The 25,327-nt window shown below is 38.0% G+C and carries 28 protein-coding genes; 3 read left to right on the forward strand and 25 right to left on the reverse strand.

Translation table 11 applies throughout. From position 1 onward, the window contains the following. Positions 1 to 20: 20 nt before the first annotated feature. The 23 genes from B0I22_RS03095 to B0I22_RS03205 all read right to left on the reverse strand — a co-directional run bounded on the left by B0I22_RS03095 (position 21) and on the right by B0I22_RS03205 (position 20,774). Entirely contained in the window at positions 21 to 1,181 is a 1,161-nt protein-coding gene (locus B0I22_RS03095) for an efflux RND transporter periplasmic adaptor subunit (protein WP_133943181.1), read from the reverse strand. A 298-nt stretch (positions 1,182 to 1,479) separates the two neighbouring features. Continuing rightward, a complete protein-coding gene (locus B0I22_RS03100) occupies positions 1,480 to 2,076 on the reverse strand; it encodes a TetR/AcrR family transcriptional regulator (RefSeq protein ID WP_133943183.1) in 597 nt (198 codons plus the stop codon). A 208-nt stretch (positions 2,077 to 2,284) separates the two neighbouring features. Beyond that, positions 2,285 to 3,106 carry an alpha/beta fold hydrolase gene (locus B0I22_RS03105; protein ID WP_133943184.1) on the reverse strand — a complete coding sequence of 274 codons (822 nt, stop codon included), beginning with the start codon at positions 3,104 to 3,106 and terminating at the stop codon, positions 2,285 to 2,287. 337 nt (positions 3,107 to 3,443) lie between these two features. Continuing rightward, positions 3,444 to 3,962, reverse strand: a complete 519-nt coding sequence (locus B0I22_RS03110; RefSeq protein ID WP_133943186.1) for a DsbA family protein — start codon at positions 3,960 to 3,962, stop codon at positions 3,444 to 3,446. Positions 3,963 to 3,965: 3 nt separating this feature from the next. Next, complete coding sequence (locus tag B0I22_RS03115) at positions 3,966 to 4,427, reverse strand: redoxin domain-containing protein (RefSeq protein WP_133943187.1); 462 nt, start codon at positions 4,425 to 4,427, stop codon at positions 3,966 to 3,968. Positions 4,428 to 4,431: 4 nt separating this feature from the next. Continuing rightward, complete coding sequence (locus tag B0I22_RS03120; RefSeq protein ID WP_133943189.1) at positions 4,432 to 5,133, reverse strand: YoaK family protein; 702 nt, start codon at positions 5,131 to 5,133, stop codon at positions 4,432 to 4,434. Positions 5,134 to 5,158: 25 nt separating this feature from the next. Further along, entirely contained in the window at positions 5,159 to 6,205 is a 1,047-nt protein-coding gene (locus B0I22_RS03125; protein ID WP_185145333.1) for a cupin domain-containing protein, read from the reverse strand. A 472-nt stretch (positions 6,206 to 6,677) separates the two neighbouring features. Next, complete coding sequence (locus B0I22_RS03130; protein WP_133943193.1) at positions 6,678 to 7,235, reverse strand: hypothetical protein; 558 nt, start codon at positions 7,233 to 7,235, stop codon at positions 6,678 to 6,680. A gap of 338 nt (positions 7,236 to 7,573) precedes the next feature. Beyond that, positions 7,574 to 9,781: a hybrid sensor histidine kinase/response regulator gene (locus B0I22_RS03135; protein ID WP_133943194.1), complete on the reverse strand. Its 2,208-nt coding sequence runs from the start codon at positions 9,779 to 9,781 to the stop codon at positions 7,574 to 7,576. Between the two features lie 294 nt (positions 9,782 to 10,075). After that, a complete protein-coding gene (locus tag B0I22_RS03140) occupies positions 10,076 to 10,771 on the reverse strand; it encodes a LytR/AlgR family response regulator transcription factor (RefSeq protein ID WP_133943195.1) in 696 nt (231 codons plus the stop codon). A 54-nt stretch (positions 10,772 to 10,825) separates the two neighbouring features. Further along, the gene (locus B0I22_RS03145) at positions 10,826 to 11,302 is read right to left on the reverse strand and encodes a Dps family protein (protein WP_133943197.1); all 477 of its coding nucleotides are present in this window, start codon (positions 11,300 to 11,302) and stop codon (positions 10,826 to 10,828) included. 134 nt (positions 11,303 to 11,436) lie between these two features. Then, positions 11,437 to 12,480: a hypothetical protein gene (locus B0I22_RS03150; protein ID WP_133943198.1), complete on the reverse strand. Its 1,044-nt coding sequence runs from the start codon at positions 12,478 to 12,480 to the stop codon at positions 11,437 to 11,439. 16 nt (positions 12,481 to 12,496) lie between these two features. Then, on the reverse strand, positions 12,497 to 13,054 hold the full coding sequence (locus B0I22_RS03155; RefSeq protein WP_133943200.1) for a hypothetical protein: 558 nt from the start codon (positions 13,052 to 13,054) through the stop codon (positions 12,497 to 12,499). A gap of 11 nt (positions 13,055 to 13,065) precedes the next feature. Further along, on the reverse strand, positions 13,066 to 13,902 hold the full coding sequence (locus tag B0I22_RS03160) for a hypothetical protein (RefSeq protein WP_133943201.1): 837 nt from the start codon (positions 13,900 to 13,902) through the stop codon (positions 13,066 to 13,068). 10 nt (positions 13,903 to 13,912) lie between these two features. Then, positions 13,913 to 14,644, reverse strand: coding sequence for a PA3715 family protein (locus tag B0I22_RS03165; RefSeq protein WP_246022131.1), 732 nt, complete (start codon positions 14,642 to 14,644; stop codon positions 13,913 to 13,915). 28 nt (positions 14,645 to 14,672) lie between these two features. Then, positions 14,673 to 16,439 carry a hypothetical protein gene (locus B0I22_RS03170; protein WP_166668167.1) on the reverse strand — a complete coding sequence of 589 codons (1,767 nt, stop codon included), beginning with the start codon at positions 16,437 to 16,439 and terminating at the stop codon, positions 14,673 to 14,675. A gap of 78 nt (positions 16,440 to 16,517) precedes the next feature. Continuing rightward, positions 16,518 to 17,489, reverse strand: coding sequence for a hypothetical protein (locus B0I22_RS03175; protein ID WP_133943204.1), 972 nt, complete (start codon positions 17,487 to 17,489; stop codon positions 16,518 to 16,520). A 61-nt stretch (positions 17,490 to 17,550) separates the two neighbouring features. After that, on the reverse strand, positions 17,551 to 18,291 hold the full coding sequence (locus B0I22_RS03180) for a YARHG domain-containing protein (RefSeq protein ID WP_133943206.1): 741 nt from the start codon (positions 18,289 to 18,291) through the stop codon (positions 17,551 to 17,553). Positions 18,292 to 18,305: 14 nt separating this feature from the next. Next, on the reverse strand, positions 18,306 to 18,602 hold the full coding sequence (locus B0I22_RS03185) for a hypothetical protein (RefSeq protein WP_133943207.1): 297 nt from the start codon (positions 18,600 to 18,602) through the stop codon (positions 18,306 to 18,308). A gap of 3 nt (positions 18,603 to 18,605) precedes the next feature. Continuing rightward, positions 18,606 to 19,232 (reverse strand): hypothetical protein, encoded by a 627-nt coding sequence (locus B0I22_RS03190; RefSeq protein WP_133943209.1) that lies wholly within the window; start codon positions 19,230 to 19,232, stop codon positions 18,606 to 18,608. Beyond that, entirely contained in the window at positions 19,232 to 19,708 is a 477-nt protein-coding gene (locus tag B0I22_RS03195) for a phosphate ABC transporter permease (RefSeq protein ID WP_133943210.1), read from the reverse strand. Before B0I22_RS03195 ends, B0I22_RS03190 begins: the two co-directional genes overlap by 1 nt. 46 nt (positions 19,709 to 19,754) lie before the next feature. After that, complete coding sequence (locus B0I22_RS03200) at positions 19,755 to 20,192, reverse strand: hypothetical protein (protein ID WP_133943212.1); 438 nt, start codon at positions 20,190 to 20,192, stop codon at positions 19,755 to 19,757. A gap of 54 nt (positions 20,193 to 20,246) precedes the next feature. Further along, positions 20,247 to 20,774, reverse strand: coding sequence for a hypothetical protein (locus B0I22_RS03205; RefSeq protein ID WP_133943213.1), 528 nt, complete (start codon positions 20,772 to 20,774; stop codon positions 20,247 to 20,249). Between the two features lie 288 nt (positions 20,775 to 21,062). Between B0I22_RS03205 and B0I22_RS03210 the strand changes: the two genes are divergently transcribed. Beyond that, the gene (locus tag B0I22_RS03210) at positions 21,063 to 22,808 is read left to right on the forward strand and encodes a DKNYY domain-containing protein (RefSeq protein ID WP_133943215.1); all 1,746 of its coding nucleotides are present in this window, start codon (positions 21,063 to 21,065) and stop codon (positions 22,806 to 22,808) included. Positions 22,809 to 22,925: 117 nt separating this feature from the next. Here B0I22_RS03210 and B0I22_RS03215 read toward each other — a convergent pair whose 3' ends face one another. Next, the gene (locus B0I22_RS03215; RefSeq protein ID WP_133943216.1) at positions 22,926 to 23,561 is read right to left on the reverse strand and encodes a DUF6266 family protein; all 636 of its coding nucleotides are present in this window, start codon (positions 23,559 to 23,561) and stop codon (positions 22,926 to 22,928) included. 447 nt (positions 23,562 to 24,008) lie between these two features. Further along, positions 24,009 to 24,272, reverse strand: coding sequence for a helix-turn-helix domain-containing protein (locus tag B0I22_RS03220; protein ID WP_133943218.1), 264 nt, complete (start codon positions 24,270 to 24,272; stop codon positions 24,009 to 24,011). A 321-nt stretch (positions 24,273 to 24,593) separates the two neighbouring features. Between B0I22_RS03220 and B0I22_RS03225 the strand changes: the two genes are divergently transcribed. Then, positions 24,594 to 24,851: a hypothetical protein gene (locus B0I22_RS03225; protein ID WP_133943219.1), complete on the forward strand. Its 258-nt coding sequence runs from the start codon at positions 24,594 to 24,596 to the stop codon at positions 24,849 to 24,851. Positions 24,852 to 24,899: 48 nt separating this feature from the next. After that, positions 24,900 to 25,256, forward strand: a complete 357-nt coding sequence (locus B0I22_RS03230) for a hypothetical protein (protein WP_133943221.1) — start codon at positions 24,900 to 24,902, stop codon at positions 25,254 to 25,256. Positions 25,257 to 25,327: the final 71 nt, after the last annotated feature.

Raw genomic sequence — 25,327 nt, forward strand, 5'->3', positions numbered from 1 at the left:
CAAATCGACAATTTAACGTACTATAAAGGTGTTGCTGTCAATAAGCTGTCAGAAGAGATCATTTTTGGTTTGATGGATACGCCATCTTTTAAGCTACCCAAACCAGTGAAGACAATCTGATCGCCTTTTTTAAGTCCTTCGGAAATGAAGTAATAATTGTCAGTTTTTCCAGAAATTGTGATTGGTTTACTGGTTACTTTTTTGTCTTTTCCAAGAACGTAAACGTAAGTTTTATCTTGAATTTCAAATGTTGATTCTTGCGGAATGACAACTGCATCTGATAATAATTGAGGCATTCTCACTTTTCCGGTGTTTCCACTTCTCAAAGTTCCGTTAGGATTTGGGAAAGTCGCACGAACTGTGATGGCACCAGTACTTTTATCAAATTGACCATCAATCATTTTCATTTTTCCTTTTTCAGAATAGGTCGTGTTATCAGCAATAACCAAATCCACCAAAGGCATATTTCTCATTTTTTCTTCCAGCGTTGCGCCAACATATTTCTTTTGAAATGCAATAAAATCGATTTCACTGATGGAAAAGTAGGCATAAATCTCGCTAATATCAGATACGAAAGCCAGTGGAGTAGCATCAGTTCTGGAAATCAGGCTTCCTTTTTTGTAAGGAATTCTACCAAGATATCCGCTGACAGGCGCTGTAATAGTGGTAAAACCATTAGTAATTCTGGAACCGCTCAAAGATGCTTTTGCCTGAGCTGCTGTCGCCACTGCTACTGCGTAATTGGCTTTAGCCGTTTTTAGCTGAACGTCAGAAACTACTTTTTCAGCAACCAAGGTTGTGAGTCTGTCAACTTCAACTTTCATTTTTTGAATGTTGGCGTTTGCCGCTTGCAAATTCGCGCTTGCCATATTGACTTGTTCGCCGTAAGATCTGGAATCGATTTTGAACAAAGGCTGTCCCGCTCTTACGAAAGCACCTTCCTCAACAAATATTTTATCAAGATATCCATCGACTTGAGATCTGATTTCGACATTGTTTTTTCCTTCCAAAGCGGTTGGGAATTCCTGAAAAGTTGAAGTGTTGGAAGTAATCACCGTATAAACAGGCAATTCCGGAGCTGGTGGTAATGCGCCTGCACCTTCAGCTGCTTTTGTGCAGTTTTGTAAAAGTATGATACCCGATAGAAGTATGATAAATTTTATTTTTGTAATAGTTTTCATTTTGGAGTTTGAATTATAGATTAAGTTAGATATGTTCTTAATAGTTTTGTAGTTATTTTTCCTAACAGTGTTAATAGTTTGTTCAAAAAAATATAACATTCGGTGGCGTTTAAATTTTAGTTTCCATAATAGTTTATTTTAATATTGATTTTTGCTTAAGCTTAAAAATGTTAGTATAACTAACGGTGTTAATATTTTGTGAAAGTAGTTTGATTCATTAATGATTAAAACTACAATAGTTCTAGATTAATTTAATGTTAATTTTCCTAACGGTGTTAATTATAAAGTCAAAAAAAAATTACAATGATTTTATAAACGCAGAAACAGTTTCGTCCAGCGTCGTTTTGTTCATTGTAGAAGGAATATCTGCATTTCTCATCATCATAATAGAAATCAATCCATGAACGGCTGAAAACAAAGCGTGAGAAGAGTGGCAGGCATTATCTGGATTTGAACCTTTTTTATTGATGATTTCCAATGTGCATTCGTAAAGCATATCTTGAAAGGACGAGAATTCTTCCTTCATCATTCCTTTTCCGCTGCATTGCATCCCAAGTCCAAACATCAATTGATAATATTCTTTATTTTTGAAAGCAAATTTCCAGTAAGCATCTACAATTGCTGTAATCTGATCTTCCGGTTCAGAGTGTTTTTTCTGAGCTTTCAGTAATTCGATGTGTAATTGGTGAAAACCATTTAAAGAAATTTCATACAAAATAGCTTCCTTGTTTTCGAAATAATCATAAACTACCGGTGCGCTATATTCAATCGCATCAGCAATCTTGCGGATAGAAAGTGCGGCCCAACCCTCAGTCTTGGCCAAAGTAAAAGCCGCATCCAATATATTGGCGCGTGTAGATTCTTTTTCTCTTTGACGACGTTCGTGTAAGCCCATTATTTTATTTTTCTAACAGCGTTAGCAAAACTACAACTAAAATTTATTAAGTACCAAATAATTTGACAGTTATTTGATTGCAAATCATAATCGTTTTCAGAAAAACGTTTATTAATAGTAAAAATGAGATTTAAATTTATCATTAATTTAATACAGAAAAAAGGATGAACCATTTGATTCATCCTTTAATTTTATACTAAAATATTTATTAAGCCTCAATAAACGCCAAAAGATCTCGATTGATTGTTTCGTCTTCCGTAGTCGGCATTCCGTGAGGGAAACCTGGATAGGTAATCATTTTACCGTTTTTCAACAATTTAATTGATTTCAACGCTGCGTTTGCAATTGGCACAATTTGGTCATCTTCACCGTGAAGTACCAAAACCGGAATATCCACCGCCTTCAAATCTTCTGTCAAATCAGTCTCAGAAAATGCTTTGATGCCGTCATAGTGCGCTACGATGCCACCCATCAAACCTTGTCTCCACCAGTTTCTCTGTACGCCTTCTTTCACGTCTGCACCTTCTCTGTTGTAGCCGTAGAAAGGGAAAGTCAAATCAAAATAAAATTGGTTTCTGTTGTTCAAAGTCTGCTCTCTGATGCCATCAAAAACTGACATCGGAACGCCATCCGGATTCGTCTCACTTTGCACCATCACTGGCGGAATAGCACTTATCAACACTGCTTTTTTTGCTCTTCCGTTCGCATATTTATTCACATAACGGATCACTTCGCCACCACCTGTTGAGTGACCAATGTGGATAACGTCCGTCAATCCAAGGAAATCTACCAATTCCGCTGCATCAGAAGCATATTGCTCAATCGTGTGATTATAAATATCCTGACTAGAACGGCCGTGACCTCTTCTGTCGTGCGTCACCACTCTGTAACCTCTTTGCAAGAAGAAAATAACCTGTGCATCCCAATCGTCTGATGACAATGGCCATCCGTGGTGAAACATCAAAGTTGGTCCCTCGCCTTGGTCTTTGTAAAAAATCTCTGTTCCGTCTTTTAATTTTAGTGTGCTCATAATTTAATTTTTAATGTCATTAATTTATTGTAATATTTTGTTGTCTTAATTCTTTAGCAAATGTAAGGATGGTTCAATTCGATTCTCGTTAATCTAGTTTAATATCGTACATTATTTATAATTTTATTTTTTGGGCAGCTTTATCCGCCTACCACTCCCGCTATTTTTTCCCGAGCTAAATCCTCCTGCAAAAAAAATGAGCTCCGTTCAAGTCGGGCTGCAGATTCAGTGTAAAACAAGGTTCAACCTCAAAAAAAAACTTATGTGTTCTTATATACGCTATAAAAGAAACTTAAAAATAATTGAGTGTCAAAAATCTTTTGTGCCTTTTGTGGTTTCAATTCCCAGTATTCTCCCTCAAAAGCTCAAACAAATCTTTCGCGCCACCATCAAATTTTTTCCCATTCACGAAGAAAGAAGGCGTTCCATTCACGCCGCTCATAATCCCACTTTCAAAATCTGAATCCACTTTTTCTGCCAACTCAGTACTTTCCAAATCCTTTTCAAACTGAGGAATGTTCAGTTTTAATTGTTCCGCCAACTTCATCAGTAAATTTTCATTCAAATCTCTCTGATTTTCATAAATCGCATCGTGCATTTCCCAGAATTTCCCTTGAAGATTGGCCGCTTCTGCTGCGATGGCCGCTGGCCTTGCATATTGGTGCATTTCAGACAATGGAAAGTTTCTGAAAACAAATTTGATTTGACTTCCAAATTCTTTCATCAATTCTTTCAGAACCGGATAAGCAGCGCCACAATAAGGACATTGATAATCTCCGTATTCTACAATCACAAGGTCGGCTTCTAAGTTGCCTTGCGCGTGGTCAGCTTGGCTGATGTTTGGTTTTAGTGACATAATTTATTTTGTGTTAAGGTTTTCTAAAGCGTCTAAAATTCCGTCTGCGCCGGGATTGATGGCGGTTGGTGACAGATAACTCCATTCTATGATTCCGTTTTTGTTGATGACGAAAAGTGCACGTTTACATTCACCTTCTTCATCGTCATAAACACCATATTGTTTTGCGATTTCGCCTTTAGCTTCAAAATCTGCCAACAAAGGAAAATGTAAATTTCGTGATTGCGAAAATGCCAGATGACACCATTTGCTGTCCACAGAAATTCCGAAAATCTCTGCATCGTATTTCTTGAAAAACTTCAAAGTTTCATTGTACAAAGCCATCTGGTCGCTGCAAACCGGACTCCAGTCTGCTGGATAAAAGGCAAGTATGACATTCTTTCCTTTGAATTCTGATAATGTAATTTTCTGGTCTGGCGTTGCGTACAAAGTGAAATCTGGAGCAACATCGTTTTTCTGTAACATAATATTAGTTTTTAGCGTTAATTTTTGAAATCAATATGCCGCAAATCATCAGTAATAATCCTGGAATCATCAAAGTCCATTTTCCAAAATAACCGAGTAGGAAGGGAGCGATAAATGCACCGGATAAAAAACCAATCCACAAAAGCAAAAGATGAATGGCGTTGGATTGATATTCCTTTTTTTCTGCTTTATCTTTGGTCATCGTCAGCATTGCGGTGTTTCTTGCCAAGCTGTTCAGAGTTCCTGTCACGAAATCTGTATTCACTTTTTGCTTTCCTACTGAAGTCACAATCGTGTTCATTATTCCCATTGAAAATCCGACGATTCCGATGGATAATAGAGTATTGATATTTAAGAAATAAGCAAGGATGGTGTATAAAATCAGAATTCCGGAAACCAAATAAAATATCAGTGTTTGGTTCTTTATTCTCTTTGATAATGACAAACACGTTCCTGTATAAATTCCAACTAAAAAACAACTTAGAACGGTGACTGACGTTATGACAATTCCAAAGTTGTCCGTTGAAAGTGACGCTCCCAGTGAAGTGGTATTTCCACTCATAAAAGAGACATAGGTTTTCCATTTTATCAAACCTGTTGCATCAATATATCCTGCAATCAAAGCTAATAATATCGCCAATCTCTCTTGCATCTTAATCGAATCAGATGAAGCGGAAGGGCTTGTTTTGATGACAGAATTATCCATTATTTAGAGAGATTTAATTCTAATCTTATTTCTTAGGCTGAATGAAAACTTTCTCAGTCGGGAATTTTTCTATTTCACCTTCCTTCAAACCAAAGTTCGTTACACCAACATCTTTTGGATTTCCAGCCAGCCATTCGCTTAAATCAATCGATTCATATTTTCCGCTGTTGAAGCCAATCAGAATTCTGCAAACCGTGTCGCCTGTATTTTTAATGTAATGTCCGGCTCCCATTGGAACATAACCAACATCTCCGGCACTGAATTGTTCTGTAACACAAGTAGATTCTGCTAAGAAAACTGACATTTCTGCCTGTCCTGAAATAAAATATTGCCATTCGTCTGCATTCGGATGCCAGTGCATTTCTCTTAAAGCGCCCGGCTGCAATTCCAAAATAGAACCCGACATTGTACTGCTGATGGGAAATTCTTTACTTGTAACCAATCTTTGTAAACCGCCACCCGGAACAATTCTCGGCTGTTGTGAATGCAAAGGATAACGGTGAAAACTCGTTAGTTCAATATCAGATTCATTCGGACGAGCTTCAGCAACGAAAGACATCTCATCCGGAACAATTCCCGCTGCGAAGTAGGCTTCTTTTTGAGGCAAAGCTGCTACTTCTTCTAAAGTTAATCCTAAATTCTGAGCAACAATTTCAGGTGGCACAGACGAAACAAAATCAGTTACGCTAAAAGTATGGTCTTCGGAAAAATTACCGTTATCAAAAATCAAAATAAAATGACATTCTTCTGTTCCTGTTGCCTGAATCGAGTGACCGTAACCTTTTGGGAAATACCAAACATCACCGGGTTCGAAATTATCCGTATAACTTTTTCCATCAGGATGAATAATCGTCGTACGTACCGTTCCCGAAATCACATACGCCCATTCTGCAGCGTTGGCGTGCCAGTGCAATTCTCTCATACTTCCCGGTTGCAATCTCATCGAAACTCCCGCAATACCGATAGAAGCTGGGAAATCTTTTACAGATGCGCCTCTTGTAGTTCCACCGTCATTGGTGCGAGGTGTTTGTTTTTCTAATTCGTATTTGAAACTCAAAGATTCTGTGTTCATAATATTATTTTTTAGTGATTATTAATATGTGTTTGTCTTTATTTCTATTGTAAAATTAGTCCTGAATCAGCGGTTTTTCAGACCTAATTCGATGAACGGGCAAAATGAGTCGTTGAGTTTTATGATGGAGTAGATGATGAATATTTTTAAACCAAAATGAAAATTTTTTAGAGTTACTTAAATCTTATTGAATAGTTATTTTTGTCATTGACTTCGCCGGTTCTTCGATTTCTGAATGGAATTTTGCGAAGCATTATGAATGAATAATCTTTTAAAATCCAAATATTTGAGATTTTTCGACTCCACTTCAGAACTTCGTTCGTTGACTTTCAGTCAATGCTCAAAATGACATCCTTAGAAAATTGAAATTCAAAATTTAAGACGCTCTTGGTCTCAAACAAACTGCATAAAACAAAACAAAAAAATCACTGGAAAACTCCAATGATTTAATAAAATATAATGTGTCGATTCTTTAAAAAGGCTGATTGTATTTGCCTGTCAATGCTTTATTTTCGATGCTTTTTGCAAAGTTGGGCGTTTCTTCGTGGTTGTGAGCATCAGAAGCGGCTTGTCTGGAAGCAGCAGCATCAGCAAGATTCACGTTGTGTTCTTTTAAATATTCGAACATTTCGGGAGTGGCTGTTGCTTGAATTTCGTTGGTGTACAAAGTCGTGTTGTCGTCAATTTTTGTGGCTTTCAGTTCCCATAAAACCTGAACTTTGGTACGGCCGCCTTTGGTGATAGAATCTGAGATGGATAACATTCTGCAGCAATCCGGACGGTGTTCAACGGCAACATAATGCTGAACCATCAAAGCATCTCCGATTGTTTCGACATTTAAAGAAACCGGTTCGCCATCATAAGTTGTAGAAATAGCTGCTCCGATGTGCTGCGTTGAGCATCTTTGATATTCCGCATCGGGAAGATTAAGTAACCAATCTGCGATGTTAACTTTTTCGATTGGGGCGTTGATAATCGCTGTAACTGTAGTGTGAGACAATGCATTTTCTGGTGTTTGTAGAATTTCCATAATTTTTGGTTTAATTGTTTGTATTAATTTGATGATGTAAAGCTACAAGCAACTAAAGTCAGAATCAATTGGTGTTCGATGAACAGGCGGAAACTGTCGTTAAATAAGTGTTGAAATTTATTAATGAATAGAGAGAAATAATAATGACTTTAATACGCATCAAGTTTGTCATTGACTTCGTCGAATCTTCGATTTCCTTAGGAATCAAAATTATTATTTTAAATTCTATGTTGAGATTCCTACGGAATGACAAAAGCGAAAAAATCATCAGTATAAACAAAAAAATCACTGCATTTTACAGTGATTTATAATTATAAAAATTGATACTAATTCAAATCTTAAATTGATTTCATAAACAATTTAGTTTCAAAAAAAGATTTCAGCAAAACATCTTTTACTTCTTCTAAAGCCAGTTGCGATGCAGTATTTTCTTCGGTTGTTAATTCTAAAATATCTAATTTTTCCTCTAATAAAGTGAGTAATCCCATTATCGCCACACTCGATTTCAAATCGTGGGCTCTTAACTTCAGTAATTTAAAATCCTTGTTTTCATAAGCCATTTTCAGTTCCTGCAAATGGGTTGGGACTTTATCTAAAAACTGTTGCGTTACAGTTTTTTCAAAATCCTTGTCTTCATTACTGATAGACTTCAAATAAGTCAGGTCGATGAACTCGTAATTAGAAACGATTTCTTCAGCTTTTGTCTCCGCTTTTTCGTTTTCTTTTAATCCGAAATTAGAAATTAATTTAAACAATTCGTCTTCTTTTATCGGTTTGGAAATGTATTCGTTCATTCCACGGCTCATACATCTTTCGCGTTCGCCTGCCAAAGCGTGTGCGGTCATTGCGATGATTGGCGTATTCAGTTTCAGTTCTTCACGGATGGTTTGCGTGGCGACATAACCATCCATTTGTGGCATTTGAATATCCATTAAAACCAAATCACAATCATTATTTTTGAGAAATTCTACCGCTTCCAAACCGTTGTTTGCAGTTTCAAAATCGATGTTCCATTGTGAAAGGAGATGTTTCATCAGACTTTGATTGATAGCGTTATCATCCACGATTAACACTTTCAAAGGCGCATTTGTTTTATCTTTAAAATAATCAGTATCAACTTTCGGAACTACATTCAGCTGTTCTTTGGCAATCGCATAAGGAATATAAAAATGGAAAGTCGTGCCTTTTCCCTGTTCGCTAATGACTTCGATATCGCCGTTCTGCAACTGAATCAGACTTTTGACAATCGACAGACCAAGTCCGGTTCCTCCGTAATTTCGGGTCGTTGAATCTTCACCCTGATTGAATCTTTCAAAAACTTCAATGAGTTTTTCTTTATCAATTCCGATTCCTGTGTCAGAAACTTTGAAGCCAACAACGAACTCATTTTCTGTCTGTTGTTTATTGTAAATTTCGATATTAATGTTTCCCTGATGTGTAAATTTGATGGCATTTCCGATGAGGTTGACCAAAATTTGAGTCAGTCTCGTAGCATCGCCATTCAAAGTATCAGGAATGGACGAATCTATTTTGCTTGTAATCGTCAATCCTTTTTCTTTCGCCCGTTCCACGAAAAAAGTTTCGACAGAATTCACCAATCCATTGATGCTGAATATGCCTTTGGTAATGCGCATCATTCCGGCTTCGATTTTTGATAAGTCTAAAATGTCATTGATAATCGCCATCAGATTTTCTCCCGAACGTTGAATGGATGAGACAAATTCCTTCGAAGTGTCATCCAAAGGTCTTTTCTGTAAAAGGTTGGTGAAGCCCAAAATTCCGCTCAATGGCGTTCTGATTTCGTGGCTCATATTGGCGAGGAAATTTTCTTTGGTTTGCGCTGCGACCGAAGCTTTTTTCTCCGCAACATCCAACTCCTGAATCAGTAATCGCTGACGTTTGAACTGACGAAGAATATGATAACCAACGATGGAACCGCTTAGAATCAGTAGAATCAAAAGGGAAATATCATAAAATCTGGCTTTTTGTCCCATTTCCTCACTTTGTTTGCTGAGGTTGACCATATCGACTCTGCGTTTTTCATAAATTTTGGCTGTGATATTGGTAATTTCATTCGAGATTTTTCTGGCTCTTGGATTCGCAATCGAAGTTTGGTCATCCATATCACCAATTGTTTTGTGACGCAGAAGAAGTTTCTCTTTCACAAGCTTTTTCTCTAAAGCCAAAACGCTGAGTCTTCGAATCAGTTTTTGTTCCTCAATATCTGCATTGTCTTTGGAGAGGGAATCGAGGAAGTTTTCTACTTCGTCAATTTTCTGGTCAACTCCGTTAAGATGTGTCGTATCATTTGTTGCAATGGAAGCTCGGATTCTGCTTTCAACGCCCAAAATATCACGGTCGATTTCACGCAAATGATTGCTGGAACGCAATTCATTGAGAAGTCGGTTGTTGTTTTGAATGAGCTCTTTGGTATTTTTAGCCGAGTTGATTTGGACTGCTATCAATAGGAGAGAACCCGCAATAAATGTGAGGATGATGAAATAATTGAACCGTCTATTTCCCATTACTGAGGATATTTTTTTCATAAATGTTTTTCTTTGTTTTTAACGCAAAGTCCGCAAAGATTAAAATATTAAGTTTGTCATTCCGTAGGAATCTCAACAAAGTATTTAAAAGAATAATTTAGATTCCTACAGAATGACAAAATACTGTTTTTATGTTGGCACTTCTTTTACGCTGAATCTGCAGCCCGGCTTGAACGGAGCTCTTTTTTGTCATTGCGATTGCTGTAAAATTCAACGAATTCTAAAGTTTGTTCGCAATGACAAAAAAAGCGGGAGTGGAAGACGGATTAAGCTGCCCAAATCATTAATAGTCAATTAGAAAACATTCATTCTCGTGTTGAGTGCTTTTCTGTACGCATCTGCGACGGGAATGAATTTTCCGTTGATCATAATTCCGCCGTCCTGAAGTGTGTCTATCTTGCCGACAGAAACGATGTAAGACCGATGAACCCTGATAAAATCATCTTTTGGCAAACGTTCTTCAGCTGTTTTCATCTTGCCGTGAATGGCGAACATTTTTTCTCTCGTATAAAACTTGACATAATCGCCCATTGCTTCCGCATAAAAAATATCATCGAGCTTCAAACGCCTTGTGATATTGGAATCTCTCACGAAAAGGAATTCGTCTTTGGTGACTTCCACATCTTCTTTTCGGCTTTCCAGAATCGATTGCGCTTTGCTCACGGCTTGTAAAAATCTTGCTGGCATCACGGGTTTCAGGATGTAATCTGCGATGTTCAGTTCGAAAGCTTCGAGTGCGTAATCTTTTTTGGATGAAGTGAAAATGATGATGGTTTCTTTCCCTGATAAAGCTTTTGTGAGCTCGATTCCAGTCATTTCAGGCATTTCAATGTCCAAAAATATGAGGTCAACGTGATTGTTTTGCAGGTGGTTGTAAGCCTCCACCGCATTGTCGTATTCCTTCACAATCGTCAGATTCGGAACTTGTTTTGCCAAATGTGCCAATGTGGTTCTAGCAATATCATTATCATCAACGATTAAGGCTTTCATAGTGATAGTTTATTATGGTTGACACAAATATAATTATTCCTTTTCTTATTTTCTTTAATTTCTGAAGTAAGAACGTATCATCCACGCCATTTCTTCGTGTGTTTCTATCAGGCTTGTGATGAAGTCGCTGGAACCGTAATCTTTGTATTTTTCAGCAAAAGGCGTCACGTTTCCTCTTAGAAAATCGATAATACTTTCGTGGTCTTTTAATAAATCTTTCATATAACCCAAACCGTCATTGGTTCTGTCGCTGTATTCTGTAAGATGCGTCAATTCAAGATAGATTTTCATTGTGGCGGGTGCGTAATGACCGATTTTTCGAAGACGTTCTGCAACGCTGTCAATCAAGTCATCAATCTGTTTGTACTGCTCTTCAAAGAAAATATGATTGGCGTGAAAGTTGTCTCCGGTCACGTTCCAGTGGGCATTTCTGGTTTTGATGTAAAGTAAAGTTTCGTCTGCCAAAAGTTTTGCCAATTGTTCCGCAACAGCTTCTGCGTTTTGCTCTCTAAGTCCGATGTTTGTTTTCATAATTTTAAGATTTAAGTGGAGCGGTATTGCTCTTATTTCTGATGTAAAGTTCAGGATGAATCTTAAAAAAATGATGGATTTTTCGGTGAATGGGCAAAAGGAGTCGGTGAAATTGTTCTGACGATACTTTAAAGTTAATTTACGGGAGGTGGAGGTACAGTCGTCGTTTGCTGTAATTTTTTAGGTTCATTTTGATCTTCGTATTCTGTGAAGCCATTGTATTTGTAAGACTTTTCCGAACCTTCACCACAAGTTGTAAAGAATAAGCTTTTGCTCGAAAGATTGTTTTTGTTAAAGCTTTTATCTATGTTGGTTTGACCTTCCACTTTCATATATTTTCGCAAATACCGATTGTCATTGTATTCATCGTTTCGGAAATAAGCCTCGTTGTCTTTGGCGTTTTTGCTAATGTATTGATTGGATTTCTTGTCCAAACTGTAAGCTGAACTTTCTGGCGCTGGAAAATTGTGGTAATGTTTGTTGAAGAAAATGCCGTTTTTGCTGTCTTGTTTCGCTTGGTCATATTCCGATTTCATTGCGAGGATTTCTTTCCAATTGTTGTCATTTTTGTCCTCGTTGCTTTTCGTGAAATATCGGTCGTACATCGAGATGTTTAGGATTTTCGATTTCCCTTCGGATTTTACCATTCCGGTGAAGTTTTCCTCATATCGGCTTGGTTTGTTATGGACTATGGCGAGGTCGTTATATTCTTTTGGAATTGCAAATTTGCTTTGATGCAAAGTGCCATCAATCAAACCTGAAAGGATAATTTGCGTTGGTTTTGCCTTGGTTTCATAAACGTATGGCGAAGCAAAACAATTGGCATCGTCATTGAAAACTGGTTGTGCTTTTTGATTGTCAAACTGCACAAAACTTTCATCCCGCTCAAATCCCGAAAAATAGAGTCGTGTCGAATTGCCAATCGTCGGATTCTGACTTCCGAAAATCATAAATAATTCCTGTTGGTCGGGATAAAAATTAATATAATCTTTCTCAAAAGTATAGGTTCCAAAAATCGCTGTTGCATAGCCGTAAAGCATATATTTTCCATCTTCGAACAGGCAGATGCCGTCGTTTCCACCATATCTTCCAGCGATTTCCTTATACCGTTTATCCGAGTTTTGTTGACCAAACAGAAAAGTACTGGCAAACATTATCAGCATCAAATATTTTTTCATAATTATTTTTTTTAAATTAATCTGGAGAATGGTTAACATTCACTTTTACATTATCTTTTTCTTTCTTAAAATTAATGATGGTCACGCCACCGGGAAACAAGATTTCAACCTCCAGAATAGTCTGTTTAGGATAAGTGTAAGTTACAGAAATTGGATAATCATTAAAACCGGCGGTATGTTTATCGATAGGCATTTCCTTTTCCAAAAATTTCCCATCGTCATTGGCTTTGTTCTTTTCTCGGAAAGCTTTGTAAGCCTTTTCCAAATTATGGTTTTTATAAAGACATTCAGTCACGAAACCATTTTCCATATTGCCACCTTTGTCTTTGCATTCCAGATACTTTGGCGGAAAACAATTGATGATATTATCTGGTGTTTCTGGTATTTTGACAGGAATTATAACTTGAGGTTTTGGCGCCTTTACAGAATCACCAGTTGATTTTTTTATCTCGCGAGTTGTAAGGTTTTCTTTAGCTTGAATAGTTTGGTTTTGTTGAGCGACATTAGTTTTCACTTGCTTTTCTTCGCAGGAAAACATCAGAATAATCAAACCTAAAAGCAATATTTTTTTCATCGATTCAAATTTTATTGTTTAATGAAATTGCTGTTCAACGCATCGCTGAATTCGTAGCGCTTGTCATTGGGATTGAGAATCCGTTTCAAAGTCTCGTCGGTTTTCTGAAATTTGAGGCCTGTAAAATCTGCAAAACCCCAATAAACTCTCGTGAAAAAGTGGAAAGATGAGTAAGGGATTTTGTTAAAATCAAAAAGGAAACTTTCACTTCTCAAACCTGTGATTAGCAATTGATTATTCGCCGGTTTTTCAATAATCAAGTAATGAAAGAGAAAGAAATTACCATCTTTGGTTGTCACCAATTTCGATTCTTCCAACTCTTTTCGCTCGATTATTTTTAATGATTTTAATTGATTGTTGATGATGGTGAAAGCTTTGTAATCTTCAATGTCTGCAATATTGTCAAAGTAGATTTTCACCTGATTTTGATTCGCTTTTTCATCAATCGGATAGATGTAGGAGAATTTGTTTTTCGATATTTCCTCGGGCGTCAGTCTGTGCGTGTCATAATCCAATTGAGAATTGTCTGGCATATCCGAATATAAAATCAAAGTGTCCTTGTCCATTTTGAATCGACCTTTGGATTCTGTTTCATAACCTACGTCATCGCCTGGCTTCATAATGTATTTCTCGTGATACGTGTAAGTAGAATCTTTGTAATCGAGTTTTAGATGCGTGTTGGTTCTTTTATCCTCGCTTTTGTAAGTTTCTGATTTTGAAAATATTTTTGTTAGCTCAGGAGTTGGATTGCCGGAATTTGTTTCGGAAAGCAAAGCCGTGTAAGACAACGCGCCAATTAGAATCAGCACAAGAATAATGAATGTAAATAACGTGAGTTTCTTTCTCATTTTGTTTTATTTATTTGTATTCCTTTCCGTTGAATTTCAAGTACTTGATGCTGTTTTTAGTCGTCACTTTCTCTTCACAATTGTCACCGATCAGAAAACTTTTTGTGTGTTTTATTTTACTTTTAATGATTAGATTTTTAAAACCATTCGTTGTGTTTTTATCAAGATCAATACTTCCAGTGCTTTCATCAAATTCGCCTGCACATCTTGTGTCCCATTCACCACCGGCTCTGTCGATCTGGTAATTTTTCAAGACTCTTTTCATTAGATTATTCTGAACGATAAACAAAGATAAATCCGAGTAATAATAAGGATTCGGATTACTGCTTCCTCTGTAACTCACACGGATTCCAAAGGCTCTATCTTTTTCATTAAGCTGATAAAGTCCTGTATCAATCGTGATTTCCGAGAGAACCATTGCGTCAGAAGTCCACGCTTCTTTTTCTACATATTTGCTGAGAATTTTTCCCGTTGCATTGTCAGCCACAACGATGTAAGCATCAAAAACAAAGAAATTATGTCCGTATTCATTAGTTTCATTAATGTTATATTTGGGAATGACCAAAACGCTATTGGAATTTTTATTAGGCAAAACCTTAGACCTAAACAACGGCTCGTGAATATCTTTTTTATTAAGTTTCAGTTGCGTCAAAACTTTATTCAGCAGAAACTCATTTTGCTCCTGAGAATAAGCATTAACAAAGAAAAATATGAATAATAGAAAAGCAAATAGTTTTCTCATAATTTGGTTTTTAATTTAAAATAATTGATTACAAATAATGACCATCAAATTCCAAAGAGTAGATATCGAAAGTTTCAATATTGGGCAAATTCATCGGTTTTTTAATGCCTTCCTTTTTGTTGGATTTTGGTAGATCTTTATTATTGTCCCAATTCTCATAAGTTGAGATGTATTTCCCCGTACTCAGATTGTAATCGATGCCGGAATAATAGGATGCGTCACCCGTTCTGCTTTCCACACCAATCAAATAAAAGCCACCATTTTGATAGCGGTATTTGTGCACAGATCCACCGCGGATATAGTCGTGGTTGATGATGAGCAAACCTTTTTTGATTTCCAAGCCAGAGAAATAGATATTGTTCATACTTTCGCCTGCCACAGCGCCTTTGCTTTCTGCCACCAACTGATAATTTCCGTCACTTTGTTTTAATAAAATTCTCAAAGTTCTTTCCGGACTGTTCTCTTTTTTCAAGAGTTTTTCTGGTTGATAGACCATCACGAGGTCTTCCAATCCGTCTTTGTTGAGGTCGCCAGTCGTGATGGTGTCAGATTTTTGTCCTTTTGGCAAGAAATCTTTCCAATTTTTGGAGTGCAATTCCCGGTAATTGGTTTTGTCCGTCGGCGCATTTTCTTTTTTAGATTTTGCCAGATTGTAATTCTGAAATTGCTTTTCTGCAACAGCTTTGTAGGCTCTCAGTTCTTGCAAATATTGATCGTAAACGGTTTCCGACAGTGAGTTTTTCAGTTCAGATTCTCCTGGTTTATAATAAGTGAAACTACGTTTGATCGTGCTTCCAGAACCGTCTTCGTACAGAGACGTTTGGCTCGTCCAGTTTTTATTGTCGTCGTAGGTGTATTTGAAATGGGTGATGTAAGTTTTACCACGATCGCTATCTTCCGTTCTTTTGATGCAGTCGCCATTATCGTTGTACGTGTAGAGATTCCTTTGCAGAAATTGATTGGGCAATTGATTGAAGTAGCCATAATGGTCGCTTTTCAGCTTTCCATCGGCATTGTAAACATAGCGGTGCCCAAAATCTGAAATGTCATTGACTCTATAAATATAGCGTTCCTCAATCTTTTTACCATCTTCAAACCGATGCCAATAGCCTTTTCCGGCATCATAAACATCAGCACCGTTGTACTGGAAAGTGACGCGGTTTTTCGGATTGTTTTTCTCTACAAATTCAAAAACGACATTGTGTTCGTATTGATTGGATGTGTAATCTCTGCTTTTTTTAATGATGCCAGACGAGCGGTTTCGGTCCCAGTCAAAAGGGACAAATCCTGCTGGAATATTGTATTTGCTCAGATCCATCGTTTCCTCCGTTTTCTCCAGATAGATCTCGCCATCGTTGAACCATCTGATTTTGTGAAGTTTTGCTGTGTAATCGTGGATGTAATAATAAAGCCAGTTTCCATCTTTGTAGTTCCCACTCAGAAGCATTTGTCCAGCCTTGTTTTTATCTTCGATCTCGATGCTTTGTTCTTTGGAATTGTCAGTTCGGTACCATTTTTTTAAAGCTGGTTTTTGGTCAGATTTGATGAGGTAGAAGTAATCGGTGTTGGAGTTGTAAGGCGAAATTTCCTTCAGTTTTCTCTGATTTTGATCGTATTCGTAAACGCTTTTTAGTTTTTTATTTTTATCGCTGGCGTTCTTTTTTTCCACCGTCATCGTCTTCACCTTGCCTTTGAAAGCAAGCTCCTGATCATAAGCCTGAGCCTTCACAAAGCTTGAAAAGGTAAACATTAAAATAAATCCAATCCGTAAAAATCGTTTGTGTTTTTTCATCATAAAAATCGTTTATTTTCAAACTTAATGGAACTTGAAATCAAAGTATTAAGGGCTCTAGAGTGACTTAAGTATTAAATCTTACAAAACCTCATTCTTAAAATAATCTGCCGTAAACACATTATCTTGTACTTTCTCTGTATATTTTTTCACCCACTCGGGATAGTAATAAGTCGCCTGCAGAACGTTATTTCTCAGCGTGAACTTTGCAAATGGCTTGCCAATCACAGGCACTTTTTTCAGTCCAAAAGTTTCGTTTGTCCCGTTATCAAATTTACAGTCCATTTCTCGCGCCCAAATCATCTCAAATTCCGTCTCACTGATTTTGCGAATCGGGTAGAAGTACATACATTGCCCGTGGTATTCGAACGCAAGACCGTCATCGCTAATATGCAAAATGACCATCCCATTGTTCCAATTTCCGGGAATGGTTTTCGAAACCGCTGGCGATTCTTCCCGATTGATGAATTGGATGTCGATGATTTTCCAATGGTTGTTTTCTTTCTGCAAAATGACTTTGGAAAGTGGTTCATCTTTTCCTCCATAATTCAGATAAATGTCAATTGAAGCATTATTTTCATCAATTTGCTTGATGTTTTTTACCGAGAAATTGTTTGGTCTTTCCTGACTTTTAATCCAGTACATATAATACAAATCCGGACAGTAATCAGCAAAGTCATAAGCGTCGGCAGAATTATAGTCGTCATAATATTTGGTCGCCAAAAACTTGGAGCAAGTCAAAAGTCTTTCTTTTTCTTTATGGATGAATTTCTCCGAGATTGTTCCAATACTTCTCAATTTTTTGAAATAAGTTGCAGTGTCCAAAAGTGCTTTTCCATCTTTGTTTTTGACGATGTCATACTCATCAAATTCGTTTTTAAAATACCAATCGTAGAAGGAAGAACCGACTTTTTTGATGGTTTCTAAGTCGTCCTTAGTTTCAATTTTGATTGAATCTTTCTTTTCAGACTTCGGCGTTTCTACCGGCTCTGGTTTGTCTTTGCAACTGAAAATTGTGCTTGCTGTGATGATTAAAATGAATAAGATTCTCATTGTGTTTTTATTTAAATTTTTAGCCCGACTAAATTTCTCCCTTTAGGGCTGGGGAAAAATTTTAACCTGCAATCACCAATCGTATGAATTCCAGTCGCTTGTTTTTCAATTCAAATTGCCAGTTGTACATAAACTCAGTTTCCGAATGATAGTCCGAGAACTCGTCAAAACCCTCAATGATTTTGGAATGCGTCATATAGTTGTAGTACAGATTCACGGATTGATCTTCCAAAGACACTTCATAAAGGATTTGCACAAAGCCGTTGTCCACTTTTACGGAATGCAGGCCTTTGTTTTTGTAATAATTAACATCATCCAGATTAATTTTCGAAAACACTTCCTTCAAAAGCTTTGAATTTTCTTTTCCATCTTGAGGATTATATGTAAAGTTGAATTGTGTTTTCAGCTCATTGGTTTTGTCGGCAAGAACCAAAGCTTTAAAAGATTTTAATTGATTGATGATGAGATCTTTTTCCGCTTTCAGGATTTTGGTTCTGGATTGGAGCAATGTGGTATTTTGCTTTTCGATGGCGTTGAGACTGATGCTTTTGTTGTTTTTCTTGTTGCTGTACCAAGGTTTGGATTCGAAGTATTCTTGGAATCTTCCATTCTCAAATTCGTAGCCGTTTCGGGCGTAGATTTCGTTGGTCAGGATGCGGATTTCTTCCAGATTCAGTTCACTGATTTGTTCTGGTTTAATGAGCCTTGTAGCGCAATCGGAGCAGTTTTTCAAGGTCTGAGCTTTATGAAATGGCGCAAAAAGCATTAGAATTAAACTTATTAAAATCGTGTTTTTCATCATTGATCAAATTATTTCTAAGTGTTTTTTAATTTAAAATACAAGATATTAATTAAAATCATAACCAACGAGATTCCGCCCGCAATCATCGAAAACATCTGAAAAAACGCTTCCGAAAAAGCCCTTGATTCCGCATCACAGTCAATTGTACTTCCCCAAATATCAATTCCTTTTTCGCCCTCAAACATCGCATCATTACAAGCAGAATATTCCGGAATGATGAGCAACAAGTAAATCAACAGAATCGGAATCAAAAAGATAACCAACAGAATATTGATGAATTTTAGGATTTTAAGTTTCTGCGCAACAGTCATATTTTAATACAATTGATTTTCAAACGGCACAAAACCCTGAAGTTTCGGTAACGGCTTCACCATTATTTTTTTCTTTTCCAAGACTGTGACTTCATCAGAACCCAATTGCTGAGATTCCACAGAATAATTTCCTGTGACCAAATCAAACTTGGTTTCCGTCGTCGTGTTTTTTCCATCCCAGATCACATTAAAATAATGAATCAGTTCAAAATTCCCACTCTGAAATTTGAATTGATGTTGCGAATGATTACCGTTTCGTTCGGTTAATATTTTCAAAATGCCATTATCGATTTCAATGTCTGGAATCACATTCCCAGCGTATTTCCCATCCTTGTGATATTGTGGCGTTAGAAGTTTTGTAGAGGAAGTTACTAACTTGTACTTCGAATCCTTTTGCTGAAAGAAAATCTCCAGTTGCAAAGGTCTGGTGACGTTAGCGGTATCCATTGTGATGGTAACTTTATCCGCCAATCCATCGCCATTCAAATCCCCATTTTCTTCCCGAACCAAAGCCGTGAATGAACTCTTCGAAGTTTGGGTTTGCGCATTGGCAAAAATGGAAAATCCCATTAAACTAATAATGATAAACTTTCTAATCATCGGAAATATGGTTGTGTGAATCTTCTTCATTATTTAATTTTCTTCAGCGTCACCAAACCATAGTGAAGCCAAATCCCAAAGATGCCACTTTCCGTTTTAAAAGGTTTCTCGCCTTTCGGTTCAACGGTAGAGTTGGGTTCTGTTTGGCAGATGAAGAAATGCCCGCCGTCGATGCAGTTCATTTTGCCTGCTTTGTGAAGCGCAGTCCATCCGAATTCCTTGTACTCATAATCTTCCTCACTCTGCAAAAACCGTCTGACCAGGATCTCATCTTTCTTCGCGTCCCTTTTGGAACCAATAGTCCATCTCGCCAAGTCTGCTTCAAGCTTTGCAGGCACATCATCTGGCTTCAAATCTTTAGAACGTGAAATCACCAATGTATCTTGTATCACTGCATCGTTGTTGGGATGCACGCTGTAATTCCCAGACCAAATATCAGCTTCTTTCTTTTGGGAAAATGCATTGATGGAAATTAAGATTAAAATAAATAAAAAAGAGATTCTCATTGTTTGAGTTTTAAATTTTATAATAAAGGATTCTAGAATTATGTTTCTATTTGGTTTCATATATTGCCCCAATCCGCTTCCGAAACACTAAAAATTGAACCCCGTTAAAAATCAAATAAACAACTGCACAAACAAGAAACGTCGTAAAAATATGACTCCCCGCAGAATACAAATCTAAGCTTGCCATCAAAGCAAAAACCACCACACCAATTGGAATTGCGACAAAACTCAACAGTGATAAATAATATCGGTTTCTAATCTCATCAATCAAATTAAGAAAAAAGGTGAGCGAACCAATCAACATTCCAATGAGAAAAGCGAGCGAATAACCAAGATTGATAAGAATGTCTAGGATATTCATCACCGTGTCAAACCAAGTGTCGCTGTCATAATCTCTTTCAGAAATCACCAAACGATAAATTATGAATAGAACGATGCTGAACAAAACATTCGCTCCCCAGAATTTAAAGATTAGTTTTTTCATAAGGAAAGATTTGGGGTATTGTTTTTACTAATGATTTCAGTAGTTTGAAGTTTTTTACATACTAATCATCGGTTCCAGACATTTCCCTTTTTTGTAGAGGTGATTCTGTTCGTCTTTCAGATGGAGAAGGGTCTGCGTTTTCGTCTTGTTCACAAGCTTGAATCGGCGGGGCTCAAATTGATCCTTTTTGTTGGGTGTCATCGTCAAAGTTCCTTTTTCAATGGTGTATTTTCCTTCTATGAACTGCAATTGCTGGGTTTGCGCAAGCGTTTCGCCAGAGCCACTCAATTTCTTTTTTACTTCGGGATCGTACTGGTAGGTGGTGATGACCATTCGGGCATTGCTTCCAGAAGGAAAATATTCCAGCAGATTCTCCGTCACATTCACCATCGAATCTTTCGTGACTTCATTCACATACACAAAACACTTTTTGGCATCGTCTTGTATGGCTAGACTTTGTGGTGGTTCAACTTTTTTAGGCATTACGATAGGTGGTGGCGGGAGAATTTTGGCAGGTTTCTTTTTTTGACCATATCCAAGACCACTGCTTGCAACAGCAAGCACAACGAGCAGATTTCTCATAGTTTTATAATTTGTACCAATAATCCAGCAAATTCACCGCCAATGTCATCCATCTCATTCAATTTCCCAAAACATTCACTGATTAATCAATAAAAACACATTACACTTTCTGAATAAATTAAAATCAAATTCCCACCACATTGTCCTGCTGAGGCTCTCGAAGCACCACAAAACAAACCAAAATCGTCAGATTTTACCTTAATAAATCGACAGAGCCACAATTTCACAAATCCCCAATAAATTTTGGCAACCCCTTTGCTACCCTCAAACCAACTAATAACTTCCACTATGCTCTACAAATTTCGTTACCTGTTTTACGGATTGTTTCTTTTTGTTTTCGTGATGATGTTTGCGGTGATGTTCATCTCGCTTTCAGACAAGGGCGATCCCATAGGCTACGGTGCCGACAAAACCGACCTCAACGGTGTTTTCACCCGCTTCGAGGGAAAGATCTACGCCTCGGTGCCGAGCAATGGTGATTATGAAGTCATAGACGCCGATCCCGCCAGTTTCAAGACCATTCCAGACACTTATGCAGATGCTCACATCGGCTATGACCGCAAGCACGTCTATGCCGGGAATATGATTTTGGAAGGTTTAGACCCTGCCAAGCTGAGAGTCATTGGTAACAATTATTACACCGATGGCAACACCACTTACTACTGTGCCCGCAACTCTGAGAAAAATGAATCTCTCAGCGCCGTCGGCTTTATCATCCGGTTGGGCGCGCAGGGTCTGGGACTTGCGGGCAAACCACAAAATTACTGGTATCCATTCAAGAAACTTCCTGATGGCAGGGCATACCGTTCCGGGCAGGGCTTTGCCATCGCCGTCAATGATGAAGTTGCTTTTTTCAAAGGCCAGGAACTGAACGCTTCCAATCCCAACACCATCCGCCCAATCAAAACCCAGTATTGGGATGGCGATGTGCGGGACAGCGATGCCTATTTCACAGACGGCAAAAATGTCTATTATCAGAATGATCAACTGCCATTGAATTATAATGACAAGATCCATCAGCTGGGCATTGAGGGCGATATGCCGTCCCGAAGTGCCTATCTCATCAATCCTCAAAACGGAATGGTCTATGTGGATGGGCAAGCGTTTGACGAATCCAAAGCGCCCTACCGACAGTTGGGAATCAATCTGGAACATGCCTACCAAGCCCTATTCGTGTCCAAAGACGGACTTTATTTCTACGACACCGAAGCTGAAAAAGTGGTGCGGGCAGGCGATAACCCGTTTGCAGACAACCAGTTTAAGGAGCTGGCACCCGATGTGTGGAGCAGTGGCAACAAAGTTTATTTTTTGAAGGCCACCGAACAGTGGGGCAGAAAGAGCGGTTTGCAGAGCAGAACCACCCACCTCTTGGCGCTCAAAGGTGTGCAGGCTTCTAGTCTCAGAAAGATCAGCCACCCCGATTCTTACAAAGGCAGTGTTTGGCAGGCTGGTAACCGCTATTTCTATTTTGATGACCTCGGCAGTTCCCAGTTGATGCCTACCTCGATTTATGAAATCAAAGATACCAATGCCCTCAAATCTTTGGCGGGTACTGACCCCTTGGGGACAGACGCCATCAGAGCGCTTAGCAGAAACAACAAGATCACCGAGGCAGAGGGCGACACCATCCTAAAAGCCGTGACCGACAGCAACAATGAATGGTACAAGTCCTATTGGATGATCTTCGGTGCGGTGATTCTGGTGTATGCCCTCTCATTTTTATTCCGCAATGTGAAGGTGCATCCATTCCTCATCAAAGACGGTTACCTCATCGTGAACAATTTGCTTTTTAAAAAATACAAAATAGAAGACATCGAAAAAGTGGTCTTTCGCTCGGTGAAATCCAATCCCAAAGTCGGTGGCTACGGTGGTACGATGCGCATTGACCTGAAAAATGGAACATCCAGTCGCAACAGCCTCTTCACCACCCGAATGACCTTTGTTTCCGAAACTGACACGCAGGTCATCACCTACATCCGCGAATTGCAAAAGATTTTGAAAGAGGCAGGGATTGAGAGTGAGTTGGCGAATTAGAAGTGCCATTAAACATTAAATATAGAGTGATCCAGATTGGGATGTGTGAATCAATGCCTCGATTTCTGAACATAAAAAAGACAAAAGCACAGAGTGTTCTGTGCTTTTGTTTTGATTTTAAATGCTTCCCAGGTAGAGGGAGTTGCAAGCGTTTGTTTCATCTTCGTTTTTGAAAGCCAGCCATACATGGAGCTGTTTGCCCTGCAGATGCGCGGGGAGTGTGACTTGGTATGTCGCATCCTGTCGCATACACGCATTTTCTATAAACAAAGTGTTGAGATCATCCTCTGCGGCAATGAGAATCTGAGCCAGATCCGCTTCGCGCAGAACGTTGCCACCTGAATTGTCCTGCCAAGAAATGTCCAATGTTGCCGCTGTAGGAAGTGCCAAGGGATTGCCAATGACTCCGAGCAAATTCCCTTTTGAGAAGAATATGCCCGGATAGTGTGGCGTGATGGTATTTGCCACATAATCAATGTTGAAGTTGCTCAGCAGATTGGTCATTGCCAAATTGTATGACGACTTCATTCCCATGCGGTGTCCGAAATAATGACAAGCATAGCTTCGGTACGACTGCATAAATGTTGCGCAGTTGATCATCCTGTCTTGAATGAGCTTCTGTTTTGCACTCGGCTCTTTGGTTCTTTTTCTTGGTCGAATCTTGGTGTACTCGTTTCCAAAGACATTGGCTACCACTATACGTCCTGTGCGTCCTGAGGTGCCTGAAAGTAGGGAGTCATAAAGTTTACCCATGGTATTTATTTTTAAGGGTTAATGATGTAAAGTTGGGTAGAATTTTGATCCATACGACCTATATGACCGACTTTGCCAAACAATACCTAATTATTCTTGTAGTAGCATTTTATTGATCCTATATTGCCATCATTTGCAGATTGCTGCAACGATTCTTTGTTACAGAATAGTTGTTAATGATTATTTTTAAGATTGTTGTTTATCTGTTTTTTGACTTTTGTAAATGTTTTGTTTATGCTGTGTATATGGTATGTTCGATGACTGTTCGATGGGTGAGGTGTCGGTGGGAATTAACCACCCCCGTCAATTCGCTATGGCGAATTGCCTCCCCTCCAGAGGAGGGGAATAGGTTTCAGGAAAGCGGTGGATGAGGTTGAGTAGGTGAATTGATGTGTGTTGGAATTAAAAAAAGCAGACTCTGTAGTCTGCTTGGAGGGTGGTTACATTTTAATCGTTGTAGATTTTTAGGATGTCGAGCATCAAAATTTTTTTGAGGTATAAGGTTTTGCTTCCCATTTTGAAGTAGGAGATCAGACCTTTCTTCCTGTGGTTTACCAGCGTTCGGTAGGAGATTCTGAAAATCTCGGCTACCTGCTTGTCATCATAGACATCTTTTGTGAGGTCTATGTCTTCCAAATTAATTGGATGTCCATAATCTAAACTGGAAAGTGCTATTTTTTTAGCCTCTTCCGATTGTAGTTGTTTTTTCATACTATTTGATTTTTGGAGAAATAAAGTTAATAATTAAATTTAAAACAAAGAATAATTTTGGTTTTAATTTTATTTCAAAAGATTATATTTTTTATAAATGTTCTAGTTAAAGGCATTTTGACGTATAAAATTATTTGATGTTATTTAAATAGTTATTTTATTTGAATTATTTTTTTTAAAACTATTGTATCAATGGATATTTTTTTAAATTTATATCAATTAAATAGGGCTTAACCGATAATTTCAACTTATGTTTTGGAAGGGGTGCCAATGGTCAACTGATTGAATTAGATTACAAGAACTTTTTAAACTCAAAAAGTCATGATATATCAACATAATGGTCTTGCGGTTAATCTTTACAGCCTGAAAGTCATCAGGATAGAAAAGACAGAAGAAGGTGGTTATCTGGTCTTCGAGTTTGACAACGCCATCATTGCTGTCCTTAAGGATGAAACCGATGAATTGTTGGATGGCTCTTATCGAAATGAGCCTTTTTCGCAATATTACGAAGATATTGGAGCTTTGGAAGCGGATTTCAAAATCTGGGTTGATGCATGGAATGAAGCTGTTGTCTCTTAATTCTCCTTAATTTTTCTAATTATCTATTCATTTTTTAAACTTAACGTTATGGTCTATGAACATGGTGGTCTTGCACTCAATCTTTTTAAGCTGAAAGCTATTAAGATGGAAAAGGATAAGCATGGCGGGTATCTGGTTTTTGAATTTCATAATTTTGTAAGAGAAATCGAAGTGAAGAAGGGCAGTGGGATCTGGGAAGACCGTTCTTATGAAAATTCGCCCGTCAGCCAGTATTTTGACAACTGGGCAGATCTTGAACTTCATTATCATGAATGGACAGGGCTTTGGTTTGAGTGGACGGGCTATATCCAGCGTGGAGACGAAGCTCTGTGGCGAAAACAAAATGGATTTGAAGATGGGTGGTGGGATGAAGCCCAAGAGGAAGAAAGGAAAAAGAGGCAATAACAAAGAATCAAGAGGGAAGAGGCGAGAATCAAGATTACTCTCATTAAATAAAGATTTGTTATTGGAGTACG

It is taken from the genome of Epilithonimonas xixisoli (assembly GCF_004365655.1).
Lineage (GTDB): Bacteria > Bacteroidota > Bacteroidia > Flavobacteriales > Weeksellaceae > Epilithonimonas > Epilithonimonas xixisoli.